General features: G+C 64.0%; 21 protein-coding genes. 9 read left to right on the top strand and 12 right to left on the bottom strand.

The annotated features are described in order from the left end of the window. The first annotated feature begins 104 nt into the window (after positions 1-104). Positions 105-1,337 (top strand): nucleotidyltransferase family protein, encoded by a 1,233-nt coding sequence (locus ACVWZA_RS11785; RefSeq protein WP_457311387.1) that lies wholly within the window; start codon positions 105-107, stop codon positions 1,335-1,337. Next, entirely contained in the window at positions 1,334-1,633 is a 300-nt protein-coding gene (locus ACVWZA_RS11780; protein WP_457311386.1) for a DUF6916 family protein, read from the top strand. Before ACVWZA_RS11785 ends, ACVWZA_RS11780 begins: the two co-directional genes overlap by 4 nt. Here the strand turns inward: ACVWZA_RS11780 and ACVWZA_RS11775 are convergent. From ACVWZA_RS11775 to ACVWZA_RS11760, 4 genes are read right to left on the bottom strand one after another with little or no spacing between them, the layout of a single operon-like run. Continuing rightward, on the bottom strand, positions 1,612-2,133 hold the full coding sequence (locus ACVWZA_RS11775; RefSeq protein ID WP_457311385.1) for a GNAT family N-acetyltransferase: 522 nt from the start codon (positions 2,131-2,133) through the stop codon (positions 1,612-1,614). The genes ACVWZA_RS11780 and ACVWZA_RS11775 overlap by 22 nt on opposite strands. 4 nt (positions 2,134-2,137) lie before the next feature. Beyond that, positions 2,138-2,701, bottom strand: a complete 564-nt coding sequence (locus tag ACVWZA_RS11770) for a phage tail protein (protein ID WP_457311384.1) — start codon at positions 2,699-2,701, stop codon at positions 2,138-2,140. A gap of 21 nt (positions 2,702-2,722) precedes the next feature. Further along, on the bottom strand, positions 2,723-3,253 hold the full coding sequence (locus ACVWZA_RS11765; RefSeq protein WP_457311383.1) for a phage tail protein: 531 nt from the start codon (positions 3,251-3,253) through the stop codon (positions 2,723-2,725). A 38-nt stretch (positions 3,254-3,291) separates the two neighbouring features. Next, positions 3,292-3,834 carry a phage tail protein gene (locus ACVWZA_RS11760; RefSeq protein ID WP_457311382.1) on the bottom strand — a complete coding sequence of 181 codons (543 nt, stop codon included), beginning with the start codon at positions 3,832-3,834 and terminating at the stop codon, positions 3,292-3,294. A 411-nt stretch (positions 3,835-4,245) separates the two neighbouring features. On the opposite strand from ACVWZA_RS11760, the gene ACVWZA_RS11755 reads away from it, so the two are divergent. Further along, complete coding sequence (locus ACVWZA_RS11755) at positions 4,246-4,416, top strand: hypothetical protein (protein WP_457311381.1); 171 nt, start codon at positions 4,246-4,248, stop codon at positions 4,414-4,416. A 29-nt stretch (positions 4,417-4,445) separates the two neighbouring features. Continuing rightward, entirely contained in the window at positions 4,446-6,353 is a 1,908-nt protein-coding gene (locus tag ACVWZA_RS11750) for an asparagine synthetase B family protein (RefSeq protein WP_457311380.1), read from the top strand. A 23-nt stretch (positions 6,354-6,376) separates the two neighbouring features. On the opposite strand, the gene ACVWZA_RS11745 is transcribed toward ACVWZA_RS11750, so the two are convergent. Further along, entirely contained in the window at positions 6,377-8,107 is a 1,731-nt protein-coding gene (locus ACVWZA_RS11745; RefSeq protein WP_457311379.1) for an ATP-binding cassette domain-containing protein, read from the bottom strand. A 374-nt stretch (positions 8,108-8,481) separates the two neighbouring features. Here ACVWZA_RS11745 and ACVWZA_RS11740 point away from each other — a divergent pair, with 374 nt between their 5' ends. The 3 genes from ACVWZA_RS11740 to ACVWZA_RS11730 are packed head-to-tail and all read left to right on the top strand — an operon-like array spanning position 8,482 to position 14,330. Continuing rightward, on the top strand, positions 8,482-9,687 hold the full coding sequence (locus ACVWZA_RS11740; RefSeq protein WP_457311378.1) for an efflux RND transporter periplasmic adaptor subunit: 1,206 nt from the start codon (positions 8,482-8,484) through the stop codon (positions 9,685-9,687). A 3-nt stretch (positions 9,688-9,690) separates the two neighbouring features. Then, entirely contained in the window at positions 9,691-12,873 is a 3,183-nt protein-coding gene (locus ACVWZA_RS11735; RefSeq protein ID WP_457311377.1) for an efflux RND transporter permease subunit, read from the top strand. Further along, entirely contained in the window at positions 12,870-14,330 is a 1,461-nt protein-coding gene (locus ACVWZA_RS11730; protein WP_457311376.1) for an efflux transporter outer membrane subunit, read from the top strand. The genes ACVWZA_RS11735 and ACVWZA_RS11730 overlap by 4 nt, the downstream gene beginning before the upstream one ends. A 27-nt stretch (positions 14,331-14,357) precedes the next feature. Here ACVWZA_RS11730 and ACVWZA_RS11725 read toward each other — a convergent pair whose 3' ends face one another. Together ACVWZA_RS11725 and ACVWZA_RS11720 are read right to left on the bottom strand one after the other, a co-directional pair. Further along, complete coding sequence (locus ACVWZA_RS11725) at positions 14,358-15,704, bottom strand: Nramp family divalent metal transporter (RefSeq protein ID WP_457311375.1); 1,347 nt, start codon at positions 15,702-15,704, stop codon at positions 14,358-14,360. 66 nt (positions 15,705-15,770) lie between these two features. Further along, positions 15,771-16,640 carry an S-methyl-5'-thioadenosine phosphorylase gene (locus tag ACVWZA_RS11720; RefSeq protein WP_457311374.1) on the bottom strand — a complete coding sequence of 290 codons (870 nt, stop codon included), beginning with the start codon at positions 16,638-16,640 and terminating at the stop codon, positions 15,771-15,773. 107 nt (positions 16,641-16,747) lie between these two features. Between ACVWZA_RS11720 and ACVWZA_RS11715 the strand changes: the two genes are divergently transcribed. Then, on the top strand, positions 16,748-17,128 hold the full coding sequence (locus tag ACVWZA_RS11715; protein ID WP_457311373.1) for a DUF2147 domain-containing protein: 381 nt from the start codon (positions 16,748-16,750) through the stop codon (positions 17,126-17,128). A 28-nt stretch (positions 17,129-17,156) separates the two neighbouring features. On the opposite strand, the gene ACVWZA_RS11710 is transcribed toward ACVWZA_RS11715, so the two are convergent. Both ACVWZA_RS11710 and ACVWZA_RS11705 read right to left on the bottom strand, forming a co-directional pair. Then, complete coding sequence (locus ACVWZA_RS11710) at positions 17,157-17,708, bottom strand: GNAT family N-acetyltransferase (protein WP_457311372.1); 552 nt, start codon at positions 17,706-17,708, stop codon at positions 17,157-17,159. A gap of 61 nt (positions 17,709-17,769) precedes the next feature. After that, complete coding sequence (locus tag ACVWZA_RS11705) at positions 17,770-18,393, bottom strand: DNA-3-methyladenine glycosylase family protein (RefSeq protein ID WP_457311371.1); 624 nt, start codon at positions 18,391-18,393, stop codon at positions 17,770-17,772. Positions 18,394-18,465: 72 nt separating this feature from the next. On the opposite strand from ACVWZA_RS11705, the gene ACVWZA_RS11700 reads away from it, so the two are divergent. Beyond that, positions 18,466-18,783 (top strand): 2Fe-2S iron-sulfur cluster-binding protein, encoded by a 318-nt coding sequence (locus tag ACVWZA_RS11700; RefSeq protein WP_457311370.1) that lies wholly within the window; start codon positions 18,466-18,468, stop codon positions 18,781-18,783. A 38-nt stretch (positions 18,784-18,821) separates the two neighbouring features. Here ACVWZA_RS11700 and ACVWZA_RS11695 read toward each other — a convergent pair whose 3' ends face one another. The 3 genes from ACVWZA_RS11695 to ACVWZA_RS11685 are packed head-to-tail and all read right to left on the bottom strand — an operon-like array spanning position 18,822 to position 22,021. After that, the gene (locus tag ACVWZA_RS11695) at positions 18,822-19,613 is read right to left on the bottom strand and encodes a hypothetical protein (RefSeq protein WP_457311369.1); all 792 of its coding nucleotides are present in this window, start codon (positions 19,611-19,613) and stop codon (positions 18,822-18,824) included. 27 nt (positions 19,614-19,640) lie between these two features. Continuing rightward, positions 19,641-20,387, bottom strand: coding sequence for a 23S rRNA (guanosine(2251)-2'-O)-methyltransferase RlmB (rlmB, locus tag ACVWZA_RS11690; RefSeq protein WP_457311368.1), 747 nt, complete (start codon positions 20,385-20,387; stop codon positions 19,641-19,643). Positions 20,388-20,389: 2 nt separating this feature from the next. Then, entirely contained in the window at positions 20,390-22,021 is a 1,632-nt protein-coding gene (locus tag ACVWZA_RS11685; protein ID WP_457311367.1) for a M20/M25/M40 family metallo-hydrolase, read from the bottom strand. Between the last annotated feature and the right edge of the window lie 50 nt (positions 22,022-22,071).

Below are 22,071 nucleotides of genomic sequence, written 5' to 3'. Positions count from 1 at the left end.
TTGGCCGAACTTGTCGCAACTATGCGGTTGGTTGGCAACGCGGCTGGCGCCTCCGGTCGCGGCAAGCATTTGTGTCGTGCCGCTCCTCGCGATAGGGCTGCGTGATGCGGGGCAAGCCAGTCATCCAGAGTCCGGTCGCAAACCTCTCGCCCGAGATGCGACTGGTCGCGGCATGCTGTTGCTGGCCGGCGACGCGGACGCGCGACGCTGCGGTGCGGGCGGCGGCAGTTGACGTGGATTGGCCGCTCTTCCTGAAGCTGGTCGTTCGGCATCGGGTTATGGGCCTGGCTTATGCCGGCTTGTCCTCGGCCGGCGTGACCCTGCCCGAGAAAGTCGCGCGCTGGCTGATGACTCGCGTTGCGCAGATGGCCGAGCAGAACAGGATACTTGCGGCGGAATCGGCGCATCTGCAATCGCTGCTCGATGCAGCGGGCATTCCGTCGCTGCTGGTCAAGGGCGCGCCGCTTGCCGAGCTCGCTTATGGGTCGCTCGCGATCAAGCACGCCAAGGATATCGACCTGCTGGTGCGTCCGGCCGACCTGGCCGCCGCGCTCGCGCTGATCCGTGCCGATGGCTATCAGCTCTGGCTGCCGGCCAGGGAATTGACCGAGCGCCAGCTCGGCGATGTCGTGCGCCACAGCCGCGACATCGCGTTGATCCATCCCGATCGCCACGTGCAGCTTGAGCTCCACTGGGGCCTGACCGACAATCCGCGCATGCTTGCCGGGCTCGGCGCGACGGCCGAAGCGCAATCCGTGGTGCTCGGGAAGGGCGGACCCGGCGTGCGTACGCTTGGGCGCGATGACCTGTTCGCCTATCTCTGCGTCCATGGCGCGGCGCATGGCTGGATCAGGTTGAAATGGCTCGCCGACGTCGCCGCGCTCGCCGCCCTACCGGGCGCCGAAATCGAGCGATTGTACCGCGCGGCGGTCGAACGCGGCGTAGGGCATTGCGCGGCACAGGCATTGCTCCTGTCACAGGCACTGCTCGGCCTGACATTGCCGCCGGCGCTTGCGGATGAACTGGCCGCCAGCCGCCGCGTGCGCAAGCTCGTCGCGGTCGCGCTCGACATCATGACCGGACCGGGCGCGGAGGCGGAGATCGCCGACCGCCGTTTCGGTCAGGCGCGACTGATCCGGGCCCGGTTCCTGCTCTCACGCGACTGGCGCGATCTCGGCGTCAATCTCGTCACGCATATGACCGCCTTGGAGGACGTGCTCGCCATACCGCTGCCATCACGGTTGCATCTCCTCTACCCTGTGCTGCGTGTGCCGCTATGGATCGGGCGGCGGACCGGAGTCATTGGCCGCAGCAAAAAGGAGGAGAGGGCCGCATGATCGGATTGCTGACCAGCGAGATGTTCGAACCGCATATCGGAAGCGCGTTCTCGGTACGGGTGGGCGATCATGCGGATGTGCTGACCCTGGTCGAGGTCGGTGAACTGCTGAATCGCGAGCCTGATACCAGCCGGCCCCCCTTCACCCTGTCCTTTACCGGCGCAAGCACCGAAACCCTGTTCGACCAGCAGATGCTCGCACTCGATCACCCGGTGATGGGCGTGAACGAGATCATGCTGACGCCGTGCGGGCGCGATGCCGATCGCCGCTTTTGCTATGAGGCGGTGTTCAACTGAGCTTCGCGCGGCGACGGGGCCAACCCTTCAGGAAACCATTCCATCAGCCAATAGGGGCCGCGCTGCTCGACCTCCTGGAATCCCTTGCGATCGTATAAGCGACGCGCGGGATTGAAGCCCTCGACATGAATCGACACGCCGCGACCGAGCGCCGCCGCGTCGTCCATGACCTGGTCGAGCAAGGCGCCGCCAATTCCTTTGCCCGAAAGCTCGGGCAACAGCGAGATATCGACGATACGATGATCGCGGTTTCCGCGAAACAGATAGAGCCGCCCGACGGCTGCACCATCGATCTCGATCACGCTGAACTCGGCGTCGTGATAATGCGTCCGGTAATGACTGCGCTGCATCGAGAATTGCTGCGCGAGAAAAGCCAGTTGCATCTGTTCGGGCAACCCCATGGCCTCGACCTCGGGCGTGCGGATCGCGACATAGAGACGGCGGAGGAATGGTTCGTCCTCCGCCGTCTCCAGGCGTGATGTGAAGTTCGGCGTTGTCAAATGCTCAGTTCCGCGATGGGTAAGTCCCACTTGTGCAGATACACACGATCAATGGCAAATAAGGCTGCCTGTTTTCGTGCGGGCTGGTGCCGCCAGTGACGCCGATGGTCGTCGGGCTCATCATCACCGGCGATGTCAGCGGCGGCTTGGTATAGGCGGCGCCAGGTGTGCCCGCGGGTGAGACGAGGCGACTGAGACTGGTGATCCCGGTCGGGACGTTTTCCAGTCCGGGCGGCGCAACGCCCGGGCTGCCGACCACGGTCTTGAGATGGACGATGTGATTATGCGCCGGCATTTCAGACTGCAGCACTGTGATTCCCTCGGTGCCGAACGCTTCCCCGGCGACATAGCTGGAAAGTCCCGGGCCCGTGCCTGCGCTGATCGGACCACGTCCCTGATAGTTGGGCACGGCGAAGGTGGTCGAACCATTGCCGCCATATGTCGTGCCAATGATCGAAAACAGTGCCGAATATTGCTGAACCGACAGGATGCCGCCGTTGCATAGCAACCAGCCGGAGGGAGCGAAGGTAAATGCGAAAGTGCGAATCTCGCCGAGAAAGCCGTCCATGATATTTTCCCCTGTTAGCCGTCAATTGCGGCTGGGATAGATGCCAGAGAGCGCAATGATGTACGTCGCCGCCAATGTGGGCATCTGGTTGTTATGTGGCTGATTCCCGCCGGCCGGTTGCACGACATCGACGGGGAGTGTCACATCGTTCGGCGTAAGCCCGGTCGGATTGAGATAGAGCAGGTCTCCATCGGACGGCTGGGCAAGCGACGCTGCACTTGGGTGAGACGTGTTTCCGACCGCCGCCTGCGCGACCAGGCTGTGCGAGTGGGCGGGCAATTGCGTCGAGATGAGCGTCACCTTCTCCGTTCCGGAGATTTCGCCGATGAAATGCGGCGACAGGCCATTGCCCTGGCCCTGACCGATCGGGAAGCGCCCACGCAGGTCGGGCAAGCCGAAACTGGTCTGACCGTCGCCGCCATAGGTGGTCCCGATCAGCGAGTAGAGCACGTCGTAGTTCGAGATCGGCAACAGCGATCCGTCACAGAAATGCCAGTTTGCGGGTGCAAAATACCCGCCGAACAGGCGAATTTCGCCAAGATAAGGATTCATGTCTCAGATCCTCCAGGAGGGGCCGTGGTCCGACCGGGTCAGTTGCGCGAGGGGAAAATGCCCTGTGTCGCGATGCAATAATTGACGGTCAGATAGGGCTGCATATTGTTATGCGGCGCGCTGCCACCGGTGCTCGATATGCTCGTGCCGGCAAGCGCGACGGAATTCGCCGTGGTGTTGACGTAGATCAATTCGTCGCTGCCGCCTGCCGGCGTGGTCTGCGCGTTGCTCAGATAATTACCCGCAGCAGCCGCGACAGCGCCGTTCGCTGCCGTCGCGATCATCATATGGTTATGCGCCGGGATCTGGCTGGTGACGAGCGTGACGTTCTCGACGCCGCCCAACGCGCCTTCGGGATAAAAGGATCCCCCCGCGAGCTGGCCCATGCCGAGGATAACGCGTCCGCGCAGGTCGGGCAAATTGAAGGTGGTCGTGCCGTTGCCGCCATAAATGGTGCCGAGCAAGGCGAATAGCGCCTGGTTCTGCGCGATGCCGAGCGTAGCGCCGTTGCACAGCGCCCAGGTCTTGGGTGGCCAGTCCCATGGGAACATACGGATTTCGCCCAAGAAATAATCCGACATAGGCCCTCCCCTGCAGACGCGATTCTTCCACGCCGACCGAAGGCCGGATCACATGAAAGCGCGCACCATGATCAGTAAACAAACGAAGTCGTCGACAGCCACGACAATAGAGCGATACAAATTCGCTACGAGCCGCAGACAACGCTGACTGACGACATATAGGCGCATCCGACGGCAGCCAGTCAAGTCGATCTGCTCTGTCGCATCGCAGCATTGGCCGTGTTTTTGATCCGAATTGGTTTTTGTTATTGATTCTGCCGGGGTCGATGAAGAATTTATCTTTTGCATCAAGATCTTGGCCGTGCAGGGACGGGATGACAAATTCGGCCAGCGATGTTTTTCTTGCAGTTTTCGAATTGCGTCGCTGACCGCGTGCGATATAGCCTGCGGCAAGGTATTCGGGGGGATGATATGGACGTGAACATTCAAGCGACTTTTGAGACGGCTGAGTCCGGCGAGAGCGATATGCGCAAGCCGTGGCAAACACCTGCGGTGATCGAGCCTGCCCGGGTCAAGTCGAATACTGGATATACCCCCGGCCTCGCCGGCGACAGCTACACCTTTTCCAACGTCACAAGCTGACCGAGAGCCCGATATAAGGCTCCGACTGGATGGGAGAATATGTCGGCGTAATCCGATTCGATGGCGCCGCAATCGATGCCGCGACATGCGAGCGGCTGGGGCGGGGCTTACCGGGTCAGGTTAGGGCGACGTTGTGGCGCGGCGGAAATGCCGCGATCGCCGATCGCCCGGCGTTGCGGGTGGCGCTTCCCGAGCCTGCGCAGCTGGTCGAATTGGGCTCCGGCGCGGTGCTGGTCGCGGATGTCCGGCTCGACGATCGCGGCGACACCGTTCGAGCGCTCGGTATCGATCCCGCCGCTGCATGTGGAGATATGGCGATCCTCGCCGTAGCTTGCGAGAAATGGGGCACCGAGGCGGCGGCGCGGCTCTACGGAGATTTCGCCTTCGCGCTTTGGGATGATCGAAAGGGCCGGCTGACTCTTGCGCGCGACGCCCTTGGTATTCGCACGCTCTATTATTTCACCGATGGCCAATCGGTCGTGTTTGCCACGACACTGCGTAAGATGCTGTCCTTGCCGCAGGTGCCGCGCGAGCTCGATGATATCGCGATCGGCAATTACATGACGCATACGCGGGGCGACGTCGAACGGACGCTCTATCGTCATATCCATCGCGTGCCCCCCGGCGGGATGGTGATCATCGAGCGCGGCAAGGTCCGCGTCGATTGCTACTGGACTCCGCAATCCATCGCGTCAGTGCGCTTCGTTCGCGACGAGGATTATGTCGACGCCGCGCGCGCTCTGCTCGATCGCGCGGTGGCGAGCCGGCTGCCGGTGAATGGCGATGTCGCGACGATGCTATCCGGCGGACTAGACTCGACCGGCGTCGCGGGGACGGCGGCCGGATTGCTCGGCGAGCGACGCATCGCCGCCTATACCCGAGTACCCGGCGCGGTCCACCCATATGACGCGCTGGACGAAGCGGCGCTCGCCCGTCAGCTGGTCGATCGTTACGGCAACGTCGATTGGGCGGTGATCGACGACAATTATGAGATGGCGAGAGACCGCGAGCCGGAGCTCGAAGCGCCGATCCTTGGTCAGCCGCGCAATGGCGGCTTCAACCCCAGCTGGTATCGGCCCTTGTTTGACGCGGTCGAACGATCTGGCGCGCGCGTGCTGCTGAATGGCGGGATGGGCAATATGACCCTCTCCTGGATCGGCGTGCCTCCCTATGCCCGGCATGCGCGACGCGGCCGGTTGATCGCGGCGGCGCGTGTCGCGCTGGACACGGCACGCGTCCAGCATCGGTCGCTCCACGACGTCGCCCGCCGGGATATGATCCCGGCGCTCGAACCACGGGGCTTGCGGTTGTGGCGCTGGAAACGCCATGACGGCGGCGCTCCCGCCGCGCTCCGTCACAGTGTCGTAGCGCCAGCTTTCCTGGAGTCGCTCGATTTCCAGGGTCACGCGCGAGGGCTCGATCAGGAACTGCCCTTCGAGCAGATCGGCGATGTCCGGGCCTGGCGGATGAAATTTATCCACACCCAGGACGCGCGCGACATCATGGCCGGCTCACGACACTTTTTCTCCTTTGATCAGCGCGATCCGATGACCGACCGGCGGCTCGCCGAATTCACGCTGGGCGTGCCGGAGGATCAATTCTTCCACAAGGGGGAAGGCCGCTGGCTGGCGCGCCGCGTGCTTGCCGATCGTGTGCCGCGCGCCATCGTGACCGAACAGCGTAAAGGGCGGCAATGCCCCGAATGGTATCATATCGCGAGCAAGCGGCGCGATGCGATGGCGGCGTCGATCGAGCGGATTGAACGATCGCCGCTCGCCAGCCGCGTACTCGATGTCGCGCGATTGAAGAGGCTGCTCGACACTTTCCCCAAGGACGCTGAGACGGCGATGCGCAGCAGTGCCGAGCACGGCCCGATGCTTCAGCGCGGTATCCTGATGGGCAGTTTCCTGCGCTGGCACGAGGGCGGCAACGACTAACGGGTTTTGTTTGTTATCAACCCCTAGGCAGTGACTTGCCCCAGTTCCACTCGCACCACCCGATCGCACAGCGCCATGCTCTCCGCGCGGTGGGAGATCATCACGATCGTCGGACGCGGATCGAGCGCCGCGAGCCGCGCGAGCAACCCCGCCTCGCCATCGGCATCGATCGCGTTGGCGGCCTCGTCGAGCACCAGCAATCGCGGGGTGCGCAACAGCGCGCGGGCGAGTGCGATGCGTTGGCGTTCGCCGCCCGACAGCATCGCGCCGCGCTCGCCGATCACCGTTTCCAGCCCCAGTTCGAGCCGCGCGATCAGATCCTGCGCCCCGGCCAATTCCAACGCGCGCGCGATCGCCATATCGTCGATCGCCGGATCGCCCCAATTGAGGTTACGACGCACCGTGTCGTGGAACAGGAAACCATCTTGCGGCACATAAGCAAGCGTCTCGCGCCAGCCCGCGCGCCGTGCATCGTCGAGGACCACGCCACCGACCAGCATCGTGCCCGATTGCGGTACGAGCAATCCGATCAGCATGTCGATCAGCGTCGTCTTACCCGCACCCGAAGGACCGCTGACCCCGACAAAGCTTCCCGGTGCGATGGTCAGGCTCGCCTCGCGTACGCCGCCGCCGCCCGGGTGGAGAAACGCAGCAGACCGCAGTTCGATCGACCCAGCCGGCGGTGCGAGCGGCGCCGGAATGGGGGCATTGCCACGGCCCAGATCCACTTCCAGCTGGCGGATCGCCTCGAAGCTCGGCAGGCCGAAGAAGAAGTTCTGCGCTGCGGCCTGGATCTGTTGTGCCGGTCCGCTCATCCGCGCGAAGATCAGCACCAGCGCGATCAATACCGCTGGCGACACATTGGCGGCGACCCCGGTCAGCACCACCGTTGCGCCGGCGATCGACGATCCGATCGCGAAGCCCGCGCGCGCGCGCGCCTGGCGCCGCTGGAACATGAGTTGCCGGTCGCGCAACTGGGTCTGGATCGTCTCGAACTCGGTAACGAACCGGCCCTGGCCATTCTGCGCCGCTGCTGCCTTCAATCCACCGAGCAGCCCCGTCGCACTGCCCATCAAGGCCTGGCTATGCTTCACGACCTCGCTGCCCAGGTCGCGCGAGCGGCCGTGCGATGTCAGCAGGAACGCCCCGCCGATCAGCAGCAGCAGGATGACGGCCGCGGCGAAGCCGGGGGCGAGCCAGACGGCGAGGGCGCCTTGTACGATCAGCAGCACGATCGCGACGGTCCCCTGTATCATGAACTGCGCGCTGCCACCGAGCCGCTGCATTTCCGTCCCGAGCAGGTTGGTGATGCGCGAATGACGCAGCGCGACGATCCGGCCCCAGGGCGCGGCAGCAAGCGTACCCAGTACCTGATTGCGCTGCTGCTCGACAAAGCCCGTCTGCAATTTGCCGAGAGTCAGGTCGCGCGCATAAAGAAGGCTGGCGCGGATCAGCGCGACAGTGACGAACGCCGCGAGCAGCAATGCCAATTGTGCCATAGGGGTCGTCGCGCCCGCTGCGGTCAGCGCCTCGCCGACCCTGATCCGCCAGGGATCGCCGTTGCGCGGAGAGACGACGACGCTGAGGATCGGGATCAGCAATAATACGCTGATCCCTTCGAGCAGCGCGCCGGCCCCGACCAGGCCGGCAGCGAGCCAGCCGCGCCACCGTGCATAACCGGTAAAGGCCTTGGCGAATGCCGCCGCCGATCGCCACGGGCTGGCCATCAGGCGTGCCTGATCTGCGCGGTCCACCGGCTCACGCCGATCACGACCATCGCGACGGGGCGGTCGTGCAGCCCATCATCGCCTGCTGGAAAATCGTTCATTGGGCCCCGTTCCCCATTATATGGCGGCGGGTATAGTGGCATCGCCAGCCCGCGCCAATCGCGCGGTCCGACAGCATGCCTCGAGCTACGCATTTGTGCGGTGCAGCAAAAAATTTTGCATGATTTCCATCACTTGTTGAATTCCATACCGTGCGGTACTTGCAAACCATTGGCGGCAATCGCATTTTTACTGCGATTGTACCCCGCCGAGCGCCAATGCCGGAGGGTCGCTCTTATGGGTCGTCGCTCAAGCGGGTCTCAGGGACCTGCAACGTCACGGTGTTTGGGGAACAAGCGGCAATGATTGATAGCCAGGGCTGGTTGCGTGGCATGGGAAGCGGCTTTGTACTGCTGCTGGTCTCCGCTTGCTCGGCGGAGAAGCCACCCGCAGGGCCACCGCCGGCGAACGTGACCGTCGCCGTGCCATTGCAGCGCGACGTCGTCGATTGGGACGAATATGTCGGCCGGTTCGAAGCCGTGCAGGATGTCGAGCTGCGCCCCCGCGTTTCGGGCACGATCGATCGTGTGCTGTTCACTGATGGGCAGAATGTCGGTCGGGGCCAAGCGCTGTTCGCGATCGATCCGCGCCCCTATCGCGCCGCGCTCGGCCAAGCCCAGGCGGCTGCGGCCAAGGCTGCCGCGTCGCTTGCCAATGCCCGCTCGGAGCAAGCGCGCGCGCAGAAACTGCTTGAGGTCCAGGCGATCTCGAAGGAGGAGTTCGAGACCAAGCAAGCGGCCGTCCGTACCGCCGCCGCTGATCTCTCCGCAGCGCAGGCCTCGGTCAGCAGCGCGTTGCTCAATCTCGGTTTCGCCACCGTGCGTTCGCCGATCTCCGGTCGCGTCTCCGACCGCCGGGTGTCGGGCGGCAATTTCGCGACCGAGGGACAAACCGTGCTGACCCGTGTGGTATCGACCAACCCGATCTGGTTCTCGTTCGAGGGGGCGGAAAGCTTCTACCTCAAATACCTGCGTCAGGACCGCACCGGGGAGCGTGGTTCGTCGCGCAACACGGCCAATCCGGTCGAGATCCAGCTTGCCGACGAAAGCGGTTATCGCTGGCGCGGCAAGATGGATTTTCTCGACAACGCGATCGACCAGAATTCCGGTACGATCCGCGCCCATGCGGTGATCGCCAATCCCGATGGTTTCCTGACCCCGGGCATGTTCGGTCGTGCCCGCCTGCTCGGCTCCGGCACCTACAAGGCGATGTTGATCCCCGACGAGGCGATCACCACTGATCAGACGCGCAAGCTGGTCTATGTCGTCGGTAAGGACGGCAAGGCCACGCCGCGCCCGGTCGAGACCGGGCCGCAGGTCGAAGGCCTGCGTGTGATCAAGAAGGGGCTGACCGGCACCGACCGAGTGGTCATCGAAGGGATCACCACCTTGCAGCCCGGCGCTGCGGTCAAGGCGCACCTGATCAAGATGCAGCCACGCGCGGCCAGCACTTCGCCGACCTCGCAACCGGACACGGCGCCGCCGCCGTCCGAAGCGACGGCGCGCTGACCGGTGAAATTCCCTCATTTCTTCATCGAGCGGCCAATCTTCGCCGCGGTCATGTCGATCCTGATCGTGGTGTTCGGGGTCGTCGCCTATCCCGGCCTGCCGGTCGCGCAATATCCGGAAATCGCGCCGCCTACGGTGGTGGTCAGCGCCAGTTATCCCGGCGCAACCGCCGAAACACTGGCGGAAACGGTCGCCGCGCCGCTCGAGGAATCGATCAACGGTGTGGAGGACATGCTTTACATGTCGTCCTCCTCGACCGGCGATGGGGCGATTGCGATCACTGTCACGTTCAAGCAGGGCGTCGATGTCGATCAGGCTCAGGTGCTGGTGCAAAACCGCGTCTCGACCGCCGAGCCGCGCCTGCCCGAGGAAGTGCGCCAGATCGGCGTGACGGTGCGCAAGAATTCGCCCGACATTCTGATGGTCATCGCGTTGACCTCGCCCGATGGATCGCTGTCGCAGCAATATATCTCGAACTACGCCACCACCCAGCTGATCGACCGGCTATCGCGGATTCAGGGTATCGGCGGCGTTCGGGCGTTCGGCGGGCGCGATTACAATATGCGCGTGTGGATCGACCCCGATCGCGCTTCGTCGCGCAATCTGACGGTCGATGAGATCATCGCCTCGATCCGTGCGCAGAACGCGCAGGTCGCGGTCGGGTCGGTCGGTCAACCACCGTTCAACCAGGGCGGCACGGCGTTTCAGCTCGGCATCCAGACCGAAGGCCGGCTGACCACCACCGACCAGTTTGGCGAGATCATCGTCAAGCGCGACGATCAGGGGCGGCTGACACGGTTGCGCGATGTCGCACGGATCGAGCTCGGTGCGCAGGATTATGGCATCAACGCGCAGCTCAGCGGCAAGCCGGCCACCGCGCTTGGCATCACTCAGCTTCCTGGATCGAACGCGCTGACCACGGCGGACGCGGTCAAGAAGGAAGTCGCCGAGGCATCCAAATCTTTCCCGGCGGGCATGGCCTATTCGATCCCGTACAACCCGACCGAATATATCGATGCCTCGATCGAGGCGGTGTATCACACGCTGTTCGAGGCGATCATCCTGGTCGCCCTGGTCGTGTTGCTGTTCCTGCAAAGCTGGCGTGCGACGATCATTCCGTTGATCGCGGTACCGGTCGCGCTGGTCGGGTCGCTGGCGATGCTCGCCGTGTTCGGCTTTTCGCTCAACAATCTTTCGCTGTTCGGCATGGTCCTGGCGGTCGGTATCGTCGTCGATGACGCGATCGTCGTCGTGGAGAATATCGAACGATTGATGGAGGAAAAGGGGCTCTCCCCGCGCGAAGCCGCGCATGAGACGATGGACGAAGTGTCCGGCGCGCTGATCGCGATCTCGCTGGTGCTGTGTGGCGTGTTTATCCCGACCAGCTTCATTCCCGGCATTTCGGGGCAATTCTATCAGCAGTTCGCGCTCACCATCGTTTCTGCGGCGGTGATCTCGGCGTTCGTGTCGTTGACCCTTTCGCCGGCGCTTGCCGCGTTGATCCTGAAGCCCAAGCACGAGAGCGAGCCCCGTCAGGGTTGGCTCGGCTATCCGGCGCGTTTCTCACGCGGCTTCAATCGTGGCTTCAACAAGCTGGGAGAGAGATTCGGCAAGTTCACCGCCCGTGCCATACGCTCGCTGGTGCTGGTCGGCATCGTCTATGTCTGCCTGATCGGGCTGGCTGGGTGGCGCTTCACCGCGACGCCGACCGGCTTCATTCCGGCGCAGGATCAGGGTTATCTGATCGCGGTGATTCAGCTGCCGCCGGGATCCTCGCTGCAGCGCACGACCGAAATCATGAACAAGGCCGGGGCAATCGCCCGAGCCAATACGGCGACTCAGGCGACTGTTGAATTTGCCGGCCTGGACGGCGCGACTTTCTCGACCGCGCCCAATGCCGGCGCGATGTTCATTCCGTTGAAGCCGCACGCCGACCGCAAGAACGCGAACCTAATCGCCGGCGAATTGCGCAAGGCGTTCGGCCCGCTGACCGGTGGCAACATCCTGGTCATCCCGCCGCCGCCGGTACGCGGGATCGGTACGGGCGGCGGCTGGAAGATGCTGATCGAGGATCGCAACAACCAGGGTTACAAGGCGCTCGAGGGTGCGGCATTCGCAATGATGATGAAGGCCAACCAGGCCCAGGGCATCACCAGTGCCTTCACCACCTTCAACACGCGCACACCCAGACTTTATGCCGATATCGACCGCGAGCGCGCCGAACAGCTTGGCGTGCCGGTGGACAGCGTGTTCCGCACGCTCGGCACCTATCTCGGCTCGACCTATATCAACGACTTCAACTTTATCGGCCGCACCTTCCGCGTGACGGCGCAGGCCGATGCGCCGTATCGCGACCAGATATCCGATGTGGGGCATCTCAAGACGCGCTCGGCGGCGGGCAATATGGTGCCGCTCGATGCGGTGCTGACGTTGAAGAACGACAGCGGTCCGTACCGCGTGGTGCGCTACAACCTTTATCCCTCGGCGGAATTGCAGGGCGATACCGTGCCCGGTTTCTCGTCCGGCCAGTCGCTGACCACGATGGCGACGCTGGCGTCGCAGACTTTGCCCAAGGGTATGTCGTTCGAATGGACGGAACTCGCCTATGAACAGCAACAGGCGGGCAATACCGGCGCCATGGTGTTCGGGCTGGCCGTGCTGTTCGTGTTCCTGCTGCTCGCGGCGAATTATGAAAGCCTGGTGCTGCCGCTCGCGGTGATCCTGATCGTGCCGATGTGCCTGCTCGCGGCGATCGTCGGTGTAAATATCTTTGGCGGCGACAATAATATCCTGACGCAGATCGGGCTGGTCGTGCTGATCGGTCTGGCCGCGAAGAATGCGATCCTGATCGTCGAATTCGCGCGCCAGAACGAGGAAGCGGGAATGGAGATGCACAAGGCGGCTGAACATGCCGCCGAACAGCGTCTCCGCCCGATCGTGATGACCTCGATCGCCTTCATTCTCGGCGTGCTGCCGCTGGTGATCGGCACCGGGCCGGGCGCCGAGATGCGGCAGGCGCTGGGCGTCGCGGTGTTCTTCGGCATGATCGGGGTGACCAGTTTCGGCCTGCTCTTCACGCCGAGCTTCTATGTCATCAGCCGCAAGTTCGGCGACTGGACGAGCGCCAAGCTGCGCCGCAAGCCGAAGCCGGAAGCCGAACCGGCGCCGGAAGGAGCCGCAGCATGAAGAAGCTCGCGCTGATCCCCGCACTCGCGCTTTCGGCCTGTGCGGTGGGGCCAAATTACGATCGTCCGGCGACATCGGCCAGGGCGACGGGCAGCTTCAGCGAAGCCGCACGCTCCGGCGCGGTCGCGGCCACCGCGCTGCCCGACGATTGGTGGAAGCTCTATGACGACCCGATCCTCGATCGGCTGATCACCGACGCGCTCGCGCATAACACCGACATCCGCGTCGCCGCCGCCAATCTGGCGCGTGCGCGGGCTGCCTTGTCCGAACAGCGCGGCGCTCGGTTGCCAAGCACGGACGTTAGCGCGTCGGCAACGCGCAGCCGCATCGTCAATGGCGGCGGTGCCGGTGGCGCGGGAGCGGGTACCGGCGCTGGTGCGACCGGAGCCGGCCCGTTCGAGACCGATTTCTACTCGGTCGGTTTCGATGCGTCCTATGAGATCGATCTGTTTGGTGGCGTGACCCGCGCGATCCAGGCGGCGCGTGGCGACACCGACGCTGCTGCGGCACAGCTCGACGCGTCGCGTGTCTCGATCGCGGCGGAAACCGCACGTGCCTATGCCACCGCCTGCAGCAATGCGGCGCAGCGGGCGGTGGCGCAGGAGACGGTCGGGCTCCAGCAGCAGACGCTCGATCTGACCAACCGGCTGTTCGACGCCGGACGCGGCACGCGGCGGGATGTCGAGCGCGCCGATGTGCTGCTTGCCCAGACCCAGGCACAGATCCCCGGCTTCGAAGCCGAACGCCGCGCCTCGCTCTATGCACTGGCGACGCTGACCGGCCGCCCGCCGGCGGAGATCGATGGCGACGCCGATCGCTGCGTCACGCCACCGCGCGTGCGGGCAATCCTGCCGGTCGGGGATGGCGCGACATTGCTCGCCCGCCGTCCCGATGTCCGCGCGGCGGAACGCACGCTCGCCGCCGACACCGCACGCGTCGGCGTCGCGACCGCCGATCTCTATCCCTCGATCCGGTTGCTCGGCAGCATCGGCTTCGGCGCGACCAAGCCGGGTGACGTGTTCAAGAGCTCGGGTTTCTCCTATTCGCTCGGCCCGCTCATCTCGTGGAATTTCCCCAACCAGAGCCAGGCGCGCGCGCGCCTGCGCCAGGCCGAGGCGGCTTCCGATGGCTCGCTTGCGCGGTTCGACGGCACGGTGTTGACCGCTTTGAAGGAAGTCGAACAGGCATTGGCGCGTTATGCCGGTGCGCTCGACACCAACGCAGCATTGGTTCGCGCCGAACGCGCGAGCGGAGAGGCGGCCAAGCTGTCCAAGCTGCGCTTCGATTATGGCGCCGACAGCTTCCTGCTGCTGATCGACGCCGAACGCGATCGGGCCAGTGCGCGCTCTGCCCGCGCGCAATCGGATGCAGCGGTGGCGGATGCGCAGATCAGCCTGTTCAAGGCGCTTGGCGGCGGATGGGAAGATGCGCCGACGGTCACCAGGCGGGAACCGTAGTTCGTTTCCCCCCGCGCCGGCTCTGTTTTAGAAGAAGAACCCGACCAGCAGGGTAGTGTTCAACCCGATCACCACCGCCGCGATCGCCCAGGCGGTGAGCTTCAGCCAGAGCGGGTTGGCGAACACGCCCATGGTCGAGCGGCTGCTGGTAAACGTAACCAGCGGTACAATCGCGAAGGGGAGTTGCAGGCTCAGCACGACCTGGCTGAGTACCAGCAACCGGGTGGCGCCGGCATTGCCGGCGATCGCGACGACGATCACCGCGGGTATGATCGCAAGCAGGCGGGTCACCATGCGCCGGACCCAGATCTTGAGCTTCAGGTTGAGGAAGCCCTCCATCACGATCTGCCCGGCCAGGGTGCCGGTGACGGTGGAGTTCTGCCCCGAGGCGAGCAGCGCAACGGCGAAGACCACGCTCGCAGCGCCCGCGCCCAGGGTCGGCGAAAGCAGCTTGTACGCCTGGTCGATATCAGCGACTTCGGTCTGGCCGGTGGTGTGGAACGCCGCCGCCGCGAGGATCAGGATCGAGGCGTTGATGAACAGCGCGAGGCCAAGCGCGATGGTGCTGTCGAGCGTTGCATGGCGTACCGCGTCGCGTTTGCCCGCATCGTCCTGGCCGAACTGACGTGTCTGCACGATCGAGCTGTGCAGATAGAGATTGTGCGGCATCACCGTCGCGCCGAGAATGCCGATCGCGATGTACAGCATCGCGGGGTTGGTGATGACCTCCGTCGTCGGGATCAGCCCTTTGGCGATCGCCGCGATGCTCGGCTGGGCGATCGCCAGTTCATAGGCGAAGCAGCCCGCGATCACGATCAGCAGCGTGATGATGAACGCCTCGAGCTTGCGGAAGCCGAAGCGTTGCAGGGAGAGGATCACCAACACGTCGAACGCGGTCAGGCACACGCCGGCGACGAGCGGCAGGTCGAACAACAATTGTAGCGCAATCGCGGTGCCGAGCACCTCGGCCAGATCGCAGGCGATGATCGCCAGTTCGCACAACAGCCACAGTGCGAAATTGACCGTGCGGCCATAATGCGCGCGGCACGCCTGAGCGAGATCGAGCCCGGCAACGATGCCGAGCTTCGCCGACAAGGATTGCAGCACCATCGCCATCAGGTTCGACAGCAGGATGACCGAGAGCAAGGTGTAGCCAAAGGCCGAGCCACCGGCGAGATCGGTCGCCCAATTGCCGGGATCCATATAACCGACCGCGACAAGATACCCCGGTCCGGCAAAGGCCCCGAGCTTGCGCCAGAACCGCCCGGCGCCGATCGGCACCGCGATCGTGCGATAGCTTTCCGACAGCGATGGCGTGCGGGATTCGTTGGGCATCGCGTCGGCGGTACCGGCAATTGAGGGCGGAGGCGACATGGGTTTTCACTCTCCGATGCCGTGGCGGGCGTCAACTGGTCACTTGATCCTCGCCGGAACGAGGAGTTAGCGTAAGATACGTGCCATCACCGCATCCAGCTTCATCAACAGTGCCGGATCGCGCGCGTCGGGGGCGGTGATCAGCGCGGCATCGAGCACCGTATCGAGCGGGGAGGGGGTGCGCTCCGCCGGGAGCGCGGCGGCAAATGCGGCCACAGCCTGCCGCGCGATGGCCCCATTTGCGCCCATCTGTGTGATTATTGCGCTGACTTCAACATGATGAGCCTCTTCTCTCCAGCAGTCGTAATCCGTGACCATCCCGACCAGTGCGTAGGGCAGCTCCGCCTCGCGTGCGAGCTTGGCTTCGGGCATCGCGGTCATGCCGATCACGTCCGCGCCCCATTGCCGGTAGAGCAGGCTTTCCGCGCGGCTGGAGAATTGCGGCCCCTCCATGGCGAGGTAGGTTCCGCCCTTGGCGACCGCCCCGCCCGCGGCACTCACCGCTTCAGCGGCGAAAGCCGACAGGCGTGGACAGACCGGCTCGGCCATCGAGACATGCGCGACCATTCCGCTGCCGAAGAAGCTCGATGGCCTGGCGACGGTGCGATCGATGAACTGATCGACCACCACGAAACTGCCCGGCGGCAATTCTTCGCGCAGCGACCCGATCGACGAGAGGCTGAGAATGTCGGTGCAGCCGGCACGTTTCAGCGCATCGATATTGGCACGCGCGTTCAATTCGGACGGCGAAATCCGGTGTCCCCTTCCGTGACGGGGCAGGAACACCAGCTTGACTCCACCGATCGATCCGAACAGCAATTCGTCCGATGGGTCGCCCCATGGACTCTCGACACGCCGCCATTCGGCATTCTCAAGCGCGTCGATCGCATAAAGGCCCGACCCGCCGATGATCCCGATCGTCCAGCTGTCACCCATCCGTCACCCTCCGCCGATACCGAAATCGCGGCGTACGACCAGCCGTTTCCTGGAGCTATGATATTATGCGTTTAGCCGCATTCCTTCACGTATTTTTCGCAGCATTGATGCTGTTTCCGACGATGGCGCAGGCCGCCGAGCCGGTGCTCGGCCGCTGGGTGACGCAGAACCAGAAGGCGGTGGTCGAGATCGCGCGGTGTGGCGCTGCCGTGTGCGGCCATATCGTCAAGCTGCTGCCGAAGTCAGATGTCGGCAAGACGATGGACGAGCGCAATTCCAATCCGAAGCTGCGCACGCGCCCATTGGTCGGTCTGCCGATCTTTCTCAGCATGAAGGATGATGGCGACGAATGGCGCGGGCGGCTTTATGATCCGCAATATGGCAATACCTATTCGTCGGTGGTCAGCCGCAACCCTGATGGCACGTTGCGCGTGAAGGGATGCTACTTCATCATCTGCAAGACGCAGACCTGGAAGCCGGCGGGGTAAGGTGCCCGCTCTGAAGATGATCGCCGGTTCAGCCTGTGGGGGCCGGCGACGGAGCACGGTCCTGTCCGGGTAGCGATTTGCGGAGGACCGTGAGCGACAGCGGCGGATCGAGCGGAATGGGAAAGTCACGGCGTTCGCCGGTCAGAACATAGCCACGTCGCTCATAATAGGCGATCAATTCCGGTCGTAGCGAGACCACGGAGAGTTCCATCACTTCCGACCCGAAGTGTCGCATGGCTTCGCCCTCGGCTGCCGCGATGATACGCTTACCGAGACCGCTGCTCTGGCGCTGCGGATTGACCGTCAGCAGGCCGAGATACGCCATGGTTGGCGACGTTCGGGTCAACTGCACACAGCCGACAATCGTGGTTCCGTCCAAGACCACCAGAAGCAGTTCGTCCGGATCGCCAATGATCGACGCTAGATTGGCGATGCTCGTACGCGGGCTATCCAGCAAGTCGGCTTCGTGGGTCCAGCCCGCCCTGGCGCGTTCGCCGCGGTAAGCCGACTCTATGAGCGTGTGAAGTTCCGGCAGATCGGCGCTGAGGGTGGGGCGCAGCTGAATGTCGTCGGTCGTCATCGGGCGCGTCTATAGGGCGGGCTTGCGTTCGTAAACCGCGCTGCTGCGCCAGGGATATGCTTCAGACCACCTGCATATCGCTGTTGTAGTGATGCCAGGCGAAGATCGCCGCGGCGCCCCGGTGCGGACGCCATGCCTCGGCCAGCTCGCGGGTCAGTTTCTCGCTTGGGCGCTCGCCATGGCCGAGCAACCGACCGACCTCGATCTGTACTGCCAGGTCGCCTGCCGGCCAGATGTCCGTGCGCCCTTCCGCGAACAGCAGATAGACCTCCGCCGACCAGCGCCCGATGCCCTTGATGTGTATCAATGCGGCGATCGCCTCCTCGTCATCGGCGGGCAGGTTGGCGAGGTCGAGCCGCCCGCTCGTCACTTCATCGGCCAGGCTGCGCGCATAGCTGGCCTTTTGCCGGGACATTCCCGCCGCGCGCAGCTGTTCGTCACTGCCGCGTATGATATTGCCGGGGTCTTCGAGGCTGCCGACCAAGCCCTCGAGCTTGTTCCATACACTTTGCGCTGACTGGGTGCTGACCTGCTGGCCGATAATCGTGCGCAGCAGCGTGGCATAGCCGCGAGCGCGAATGCGCGGTTCGGGATAGCCGACGCGCGCCAGCGCCGCGGCGAACGCCGGCTCGCGTGCGGCAAGCGTATCGAGTGCGCCGCGAAGCTGTTCTGCGGTCAGGCCCATATCATCTTGCCTTGATCGAGGATGCGCGGCGCGGCATGGCTGGCGCCAAGTTCTGCACCGGAGGGATGTTTCATGCCAAAGCTTATCGTCGTCACGCGCGAAGGGGACGAACGCGAGATCGATGGCGAGGCCGGTCTTTCGGTCATGGAAGTCATTCGCGACGCCGGCATCGACGAGATCCTTGCTCTGTGTGGAGGCTGCTGCTCCTGCGCCACCTGCCATGTCCATGTCGATCCGGAATTTGCTGCCAAACTTCCGCCGATGAGCGAGGACGAGAACGATCTGCTCGATTCGTCGAGCGATCGCAACGAGACCTCGCGCCTGTCGTGCCAGATCGACTTTACCGACGCGCTTGACGGGTTGCGCGTGACGGTAGCGGCCGAGGATTGACGATTTTGCCCTCGCCGCGAAGGGGCGAGGGCAAGAAGCTATTTCCCGAACCGCAGCACCGCCATCGGCGCGGTCTTCGACAGCGGCGTCGCTTTCCATGTCACCGTCTTGCGCCCGCCCGCGCTCGCCGCGCCGTCCTCATTGTTCTGGCTGACGATCTCGGCATCGGTGTCGAGCGTGAACACGCCGTCGAGCTTGCTTGATGCCTGGTCGGCGCCCGGCATGCCTTTGCTCGTGCTTTCATTGGCGAAGGCCGGGGCCTTGATTCGTACCGTGTTGTTGGCGCGCACCTCGACCACGATGAACGGGAAGACTGCCTCGGCATCGACATTGTACGGATAGACGAAGCTGTGCGTCAGCCTGCCCGAGATCTGGTAATCCACCTCGAACTTGCCGTCGCCCATATAGGTTACCTTGCGATAGCCCGCTTCCTTGGACAGCGCCTCGGCGATCGCCTTGTTCTTGACCTCGGCCGCGGCCTTTTTCTTCGCCGCATCGGCCTTTTTATCGGGACTCTCGTCCTTCTTCTCACTGTCCTGCAGCACAATCTTCGACAGCGCCGGCTGTAGCTCTTCACTCTTGCCGCTCTCATCGGTGCTTGGTTCAGTCGTGTTGCCGGACGGCGTATCGCTGGAGAAGGCGTCGCCCATGCCCTTGCCGAATTCATCGCCGAGATCGAGTGCCATCACCTCGCCGACATAGGAGAAGGTGAAGCTGCGATCGGCGTTGATCGTCATCTTCGATACGAACTTGCCCGGTGCGAGCACGCAACCGGCGAGCGCCAGCGGCAGGAGCAGGCCGATCACGACACGCAGCAGACGTCCGATCATAAGAATTCCCCGGTTCAGTTCAAAAACTCAAACCCGCGTCGTCACTGCATAAAGCGCGATAGCCGCCGCGTTGGATACGTTCAGGCTCTCAACCTTAGGCGAGATCGGCAGGCGCGCAAGCTCGTCGCAATGCGCTGCGGTGTTGTGCCGCATACCTTCACCCTCGGCGCCGAGGACCAGCGCGACGCGCGTTTCACCCATCGCCTCGGCCAGGGTCTGCGTCGCTTCGCCGGTCAGGCCGACACGCCAGAATCCGGCCTCGGCGATCTCCTCCAGCGCACGGGCGAGATTGACCACGCGTACCCAGGGCACGACCTCCAGCGCACCCGAAGCGGAACGCGCGATCGTACCGGATTCGGGTGGCGAATGGCGGTCGGGCGTGACGATGCCGAGCGCATCGAACGCCGCCGCCGAGCGCAGGATCGCACCGACATTGTGCGGATCGGTGACCTGGTCGAGCACGATCAGCGGGCGCCGGTCGCCGGCTCCCTGATCGAGCAGGTCGCCGAGCCAGACATCCTCGAGCGGATCGACTTCGGCGACCAGACCCTGGTGCGGCGCATCGCCCGGCACCAGCCGCGCGAGATCGGCGACATCGGCGAACGTGATCGGGATGATCGGCGGAATGTCGAGCGACGCCAACGCCTCACGCGTCGCCCACATTTTCCGCACGACGCGCTCAGGATTGGCGAGCGCGGCCGTAACCGCGTGCCGTCCCCAGAAACGGGGCCGGCCCGCTGCGGCCTGAGAGGGACGATGTCCTTTGCGTGCCATCATCAATCCTCATCATCGCTATAGGCGAACGGGTCGGTGACCACCGGCTGGGTCGGCAGCGGCGGTCGCGGCAGCGCCTTGTCCGCGTTTGCCGCATTGGCAAGGAACGAGGCAAGAATGATCGACCCCTGGCGCAGGTCGTCCGCCTTCAAATGGTCGAACGTGTCGACGCTCGAATGGTGCGTGCGGCTGCTATAATCGAGCGGATCCTGGATGAACTGAAAGCCCGGCGCGCCGACCGCCTGCATGAAGACATGGTCGGTGCCGCCGGTCTTGCGGATCACGACGTTGGTCGCGCCCATCGCGGAGAAGGGCGCAAGCCACTCCTTGAAGGTCGAGACCACCGCCGGGTTGTTCTCGGCGTAGATGCCGCGGATCTTGCCCGATCCATTGTCGAGATTGAAATAGGCGGCGAGGTCGCCATAACCAGGCTGCGGCTTGATCGGCCAGCGGTTCGACCAGCCATAGAAACGCTTCATGCCGGTCTGTACCGGGTCGCTCGGGCTGCCGCGTGTCGCGAGATGCTGTTCGATATAAGCGAGGCTGCCGAGCAATCCCTGTTCTTCGCCGACCCAAAGCGCGAAGCGGATCGTGCGTTTCGGCCGCACGCCGCTTGCCGACAGGATGCGCGCGGCCTCCATGATCATCGCCGTGCCCGCGCCATTGTCGCCCGCGCCGTCGCCCGCGACCCATGAATCGAGATGTGCGCCGGCCATGACGTAACCGGCCTTGGGGTCGGTGCCGGGAATTTCGGCGATGACGTTGTACGCCCTGGTGTCGCTATCGTCGAAGCGCACTTCGGTGTTGATCTCCAGCGTCGGCGCGGGGCCGATCTTGGCGAGCCGTGCGAGGCGGCGATAATCCTCCGCCGCGATCTCGACGCCGGGCAGCGGCATCGTGTCGCCGATGCCGAACAGATAACCTTCGCCGTGCACCAGCTTGCCGTCGCGGTACGACATGGTCGCATAGGCGAGCGCGCCCTCGGACTTGAGGAAGGCGCCGAGCTTCTGCGTATAGTCGAGCCGCTTCAAGCGGCGGTCGGCCGCCTCGGGATCGTATTTGGGCTGCTCATATTGATCGAGCTTGGCCAGTTCCTCAGCATTGTAGCGCTTGAACGGTGCAGCGTCGGGTTCGTTGCCGCTATTGGGCAGGGTGACCAGCACGATCTTGCCCTTCAACTGACCGCGCCATTTGTCGAAGTCGCGCTCGCGCTTCATCGGCGCGACGAATACGGGGGCGGAGATGGTGCCGTTGGTGCCTGGCGTCCAGGCGATCGGGATCGCGGTCAGCTGAATCGGGCGCGGCGTGACCATGCGCACGTTCGACCGGTCGATCGTCCAGCCACGACCGAACTCGAATCCTTCCTTGTGGACGTTCTTCAGGCCCCATTCGCTGAATTGCTTTTGCGTCCAGTCCTCCGCCACGCGCATCGCCGGCGAATTGGTCAGGCGCGGGCCGATCACGTCGGACAGATGCGCCGCAGTCAGCATCACCTGGCTGCGCGTTATGCCCTCGTCGATGATCTTGTTGACTTGTGCCTTGTCGGCCTGACCACCGGCATTTTTTGCGGTCTGGGCGGAAATCGGCGCGGCGATGGCGATCGCCGCGACGGCGGCGAGGAGATATGAACGCATGGAAACCCCTTGAAGCGATTGAGCAACAATGTTGCGCCACGCTATTCGGT

Source organism: Sphingomonas sp. UYAg733, assembly GCF_054057355.1.
This window is presented reverse-complemented; position numbering and strand designations above follow the sequence as displayed.

Coding starts and splice junctions, on each gene's coding strand:
- ACVWZA_RS11785 (WP_457311387.1), top strand. CDS start 105: ATGCGGGGCAAGCCAGTCATCCAGAGTCCGGTCGCAAACCTCTCGCCC.
- ACVWZA_RS11780 (WP_457311386.1), top strand. CDS start 1,334: ATGATCGGATTGCTGACCAGCGAGATGTTCGAACCGCATATCGGAAGC.
- ACVWZA_RS11770 (WP_457311384.1), bottom strand. CDS start 2,701: ATGGACGGCTTTCTCGGCGAGATTCGCACTTTCGCATTTACCTTCGCT.
- ACVWZA_RS11765 (WP_457311383.1), bottom strand. CDS start 3,253: ATGAATCCTTATCTTGGCGAAATTCGCCTGTTCGGCGGGTATTTTGCA.
- ACVWZA_RS11760 (WP_457311382.1), bottom strand. CDS start 3,834: ATGTCGGATTATTTCTTGGGCGAAATCCGTATGTTCCCATGGGACTGG.
- ACVWZA_RS11755 (WP_457311381.1), top strand. CDS start 4,246: ATGGACGTGAACATTCAAGCGACTTTTGAGACGGCTGAGTCCGGCGAG.
- ACVWZA_RS11750 (WP_457311380.1), top strand. CDS start 4,446: ATGGGAGAATATGTCGGCGTAATCCGATTCGATGGCGCCGCAATCGAT.
- ACVWZA_RS11740 (WP_457311378.1), top strand. CDS start 8,482: ATGATTGATAGCCAGGGCTGGTTGCGTGGCATGGGAAGCGGCTTTGTA.
- ACVWZA_RS11730 (WP_457311376.1), top strand. CDS start 12,870: ATGAAGAAGCTCGCGCTGATCCCCGCACTCGCGCTTTCGGCCTGTGCG.
- ACVWZA_RS11725 (WP_457311375.1), bottom strand. CDS start 15,704: ATGTCGCCTCCGCCCTCAATTGCCGGTACCGCCGACGCGATGCCCAAC.
- ACVWZA_RS11720 (WP_457311374.1), bottom strand. CDS start 16,640: ATGGGTGACAGCTGGACGATCGGGATCATCGGCGGGTCGGGCCTTTAT.
- ACVWZA_RS11715 (WP_457311373.1), top strand. CDS start 16,748: ATGCTGTTTCCGACGATGGCGCAGGCCGCCGAGCCGGTGCTCGGCCGC.
- ACVWZA_RS11710 (WP_457311372.1), bottom strand. CDS start 17,708: ATGACGACCGACGACATTCAGCTGCGCCCCACCCTCAGCGCCGATCTG.
- ACVWZA_RS11705 (WP_457311371.1), bottom strand. CDS start 18,393: ATGGGCCTGACCGCAGAACAGCTTCGCGGCGCACTCGATACGCTTGCC.
- ACVWZA_RS11700 (WP_457311370.1), top strand. CDS start 18,466: ATGCCAAAGCTTATCGTCGTCACGCGCGAAGGGGACGAACGCGAGATC.
- ACVWZA_RS11695 (WP_457311369.1), bottom strand. CDS start 19,613: ATGATCGGACGTCTGCTGCGTGTCGTGATCGGCCTGCTCCTGCCGCTG.
- rlmB (WP_457311368.1), bottom strand. CDS start 20,387: ATGGCACGCAAAGGACATCGTCCCTCTCAGGCCGCAGCGGGCCGGCCC.
- ACVWZA_RS11685 (WP_457311367.1), bottom strand. CDS start 22,021: ATGCGTTCATATCTCCTCGCCGCCGTCGCGGCGATCGCCATCGCCGCG.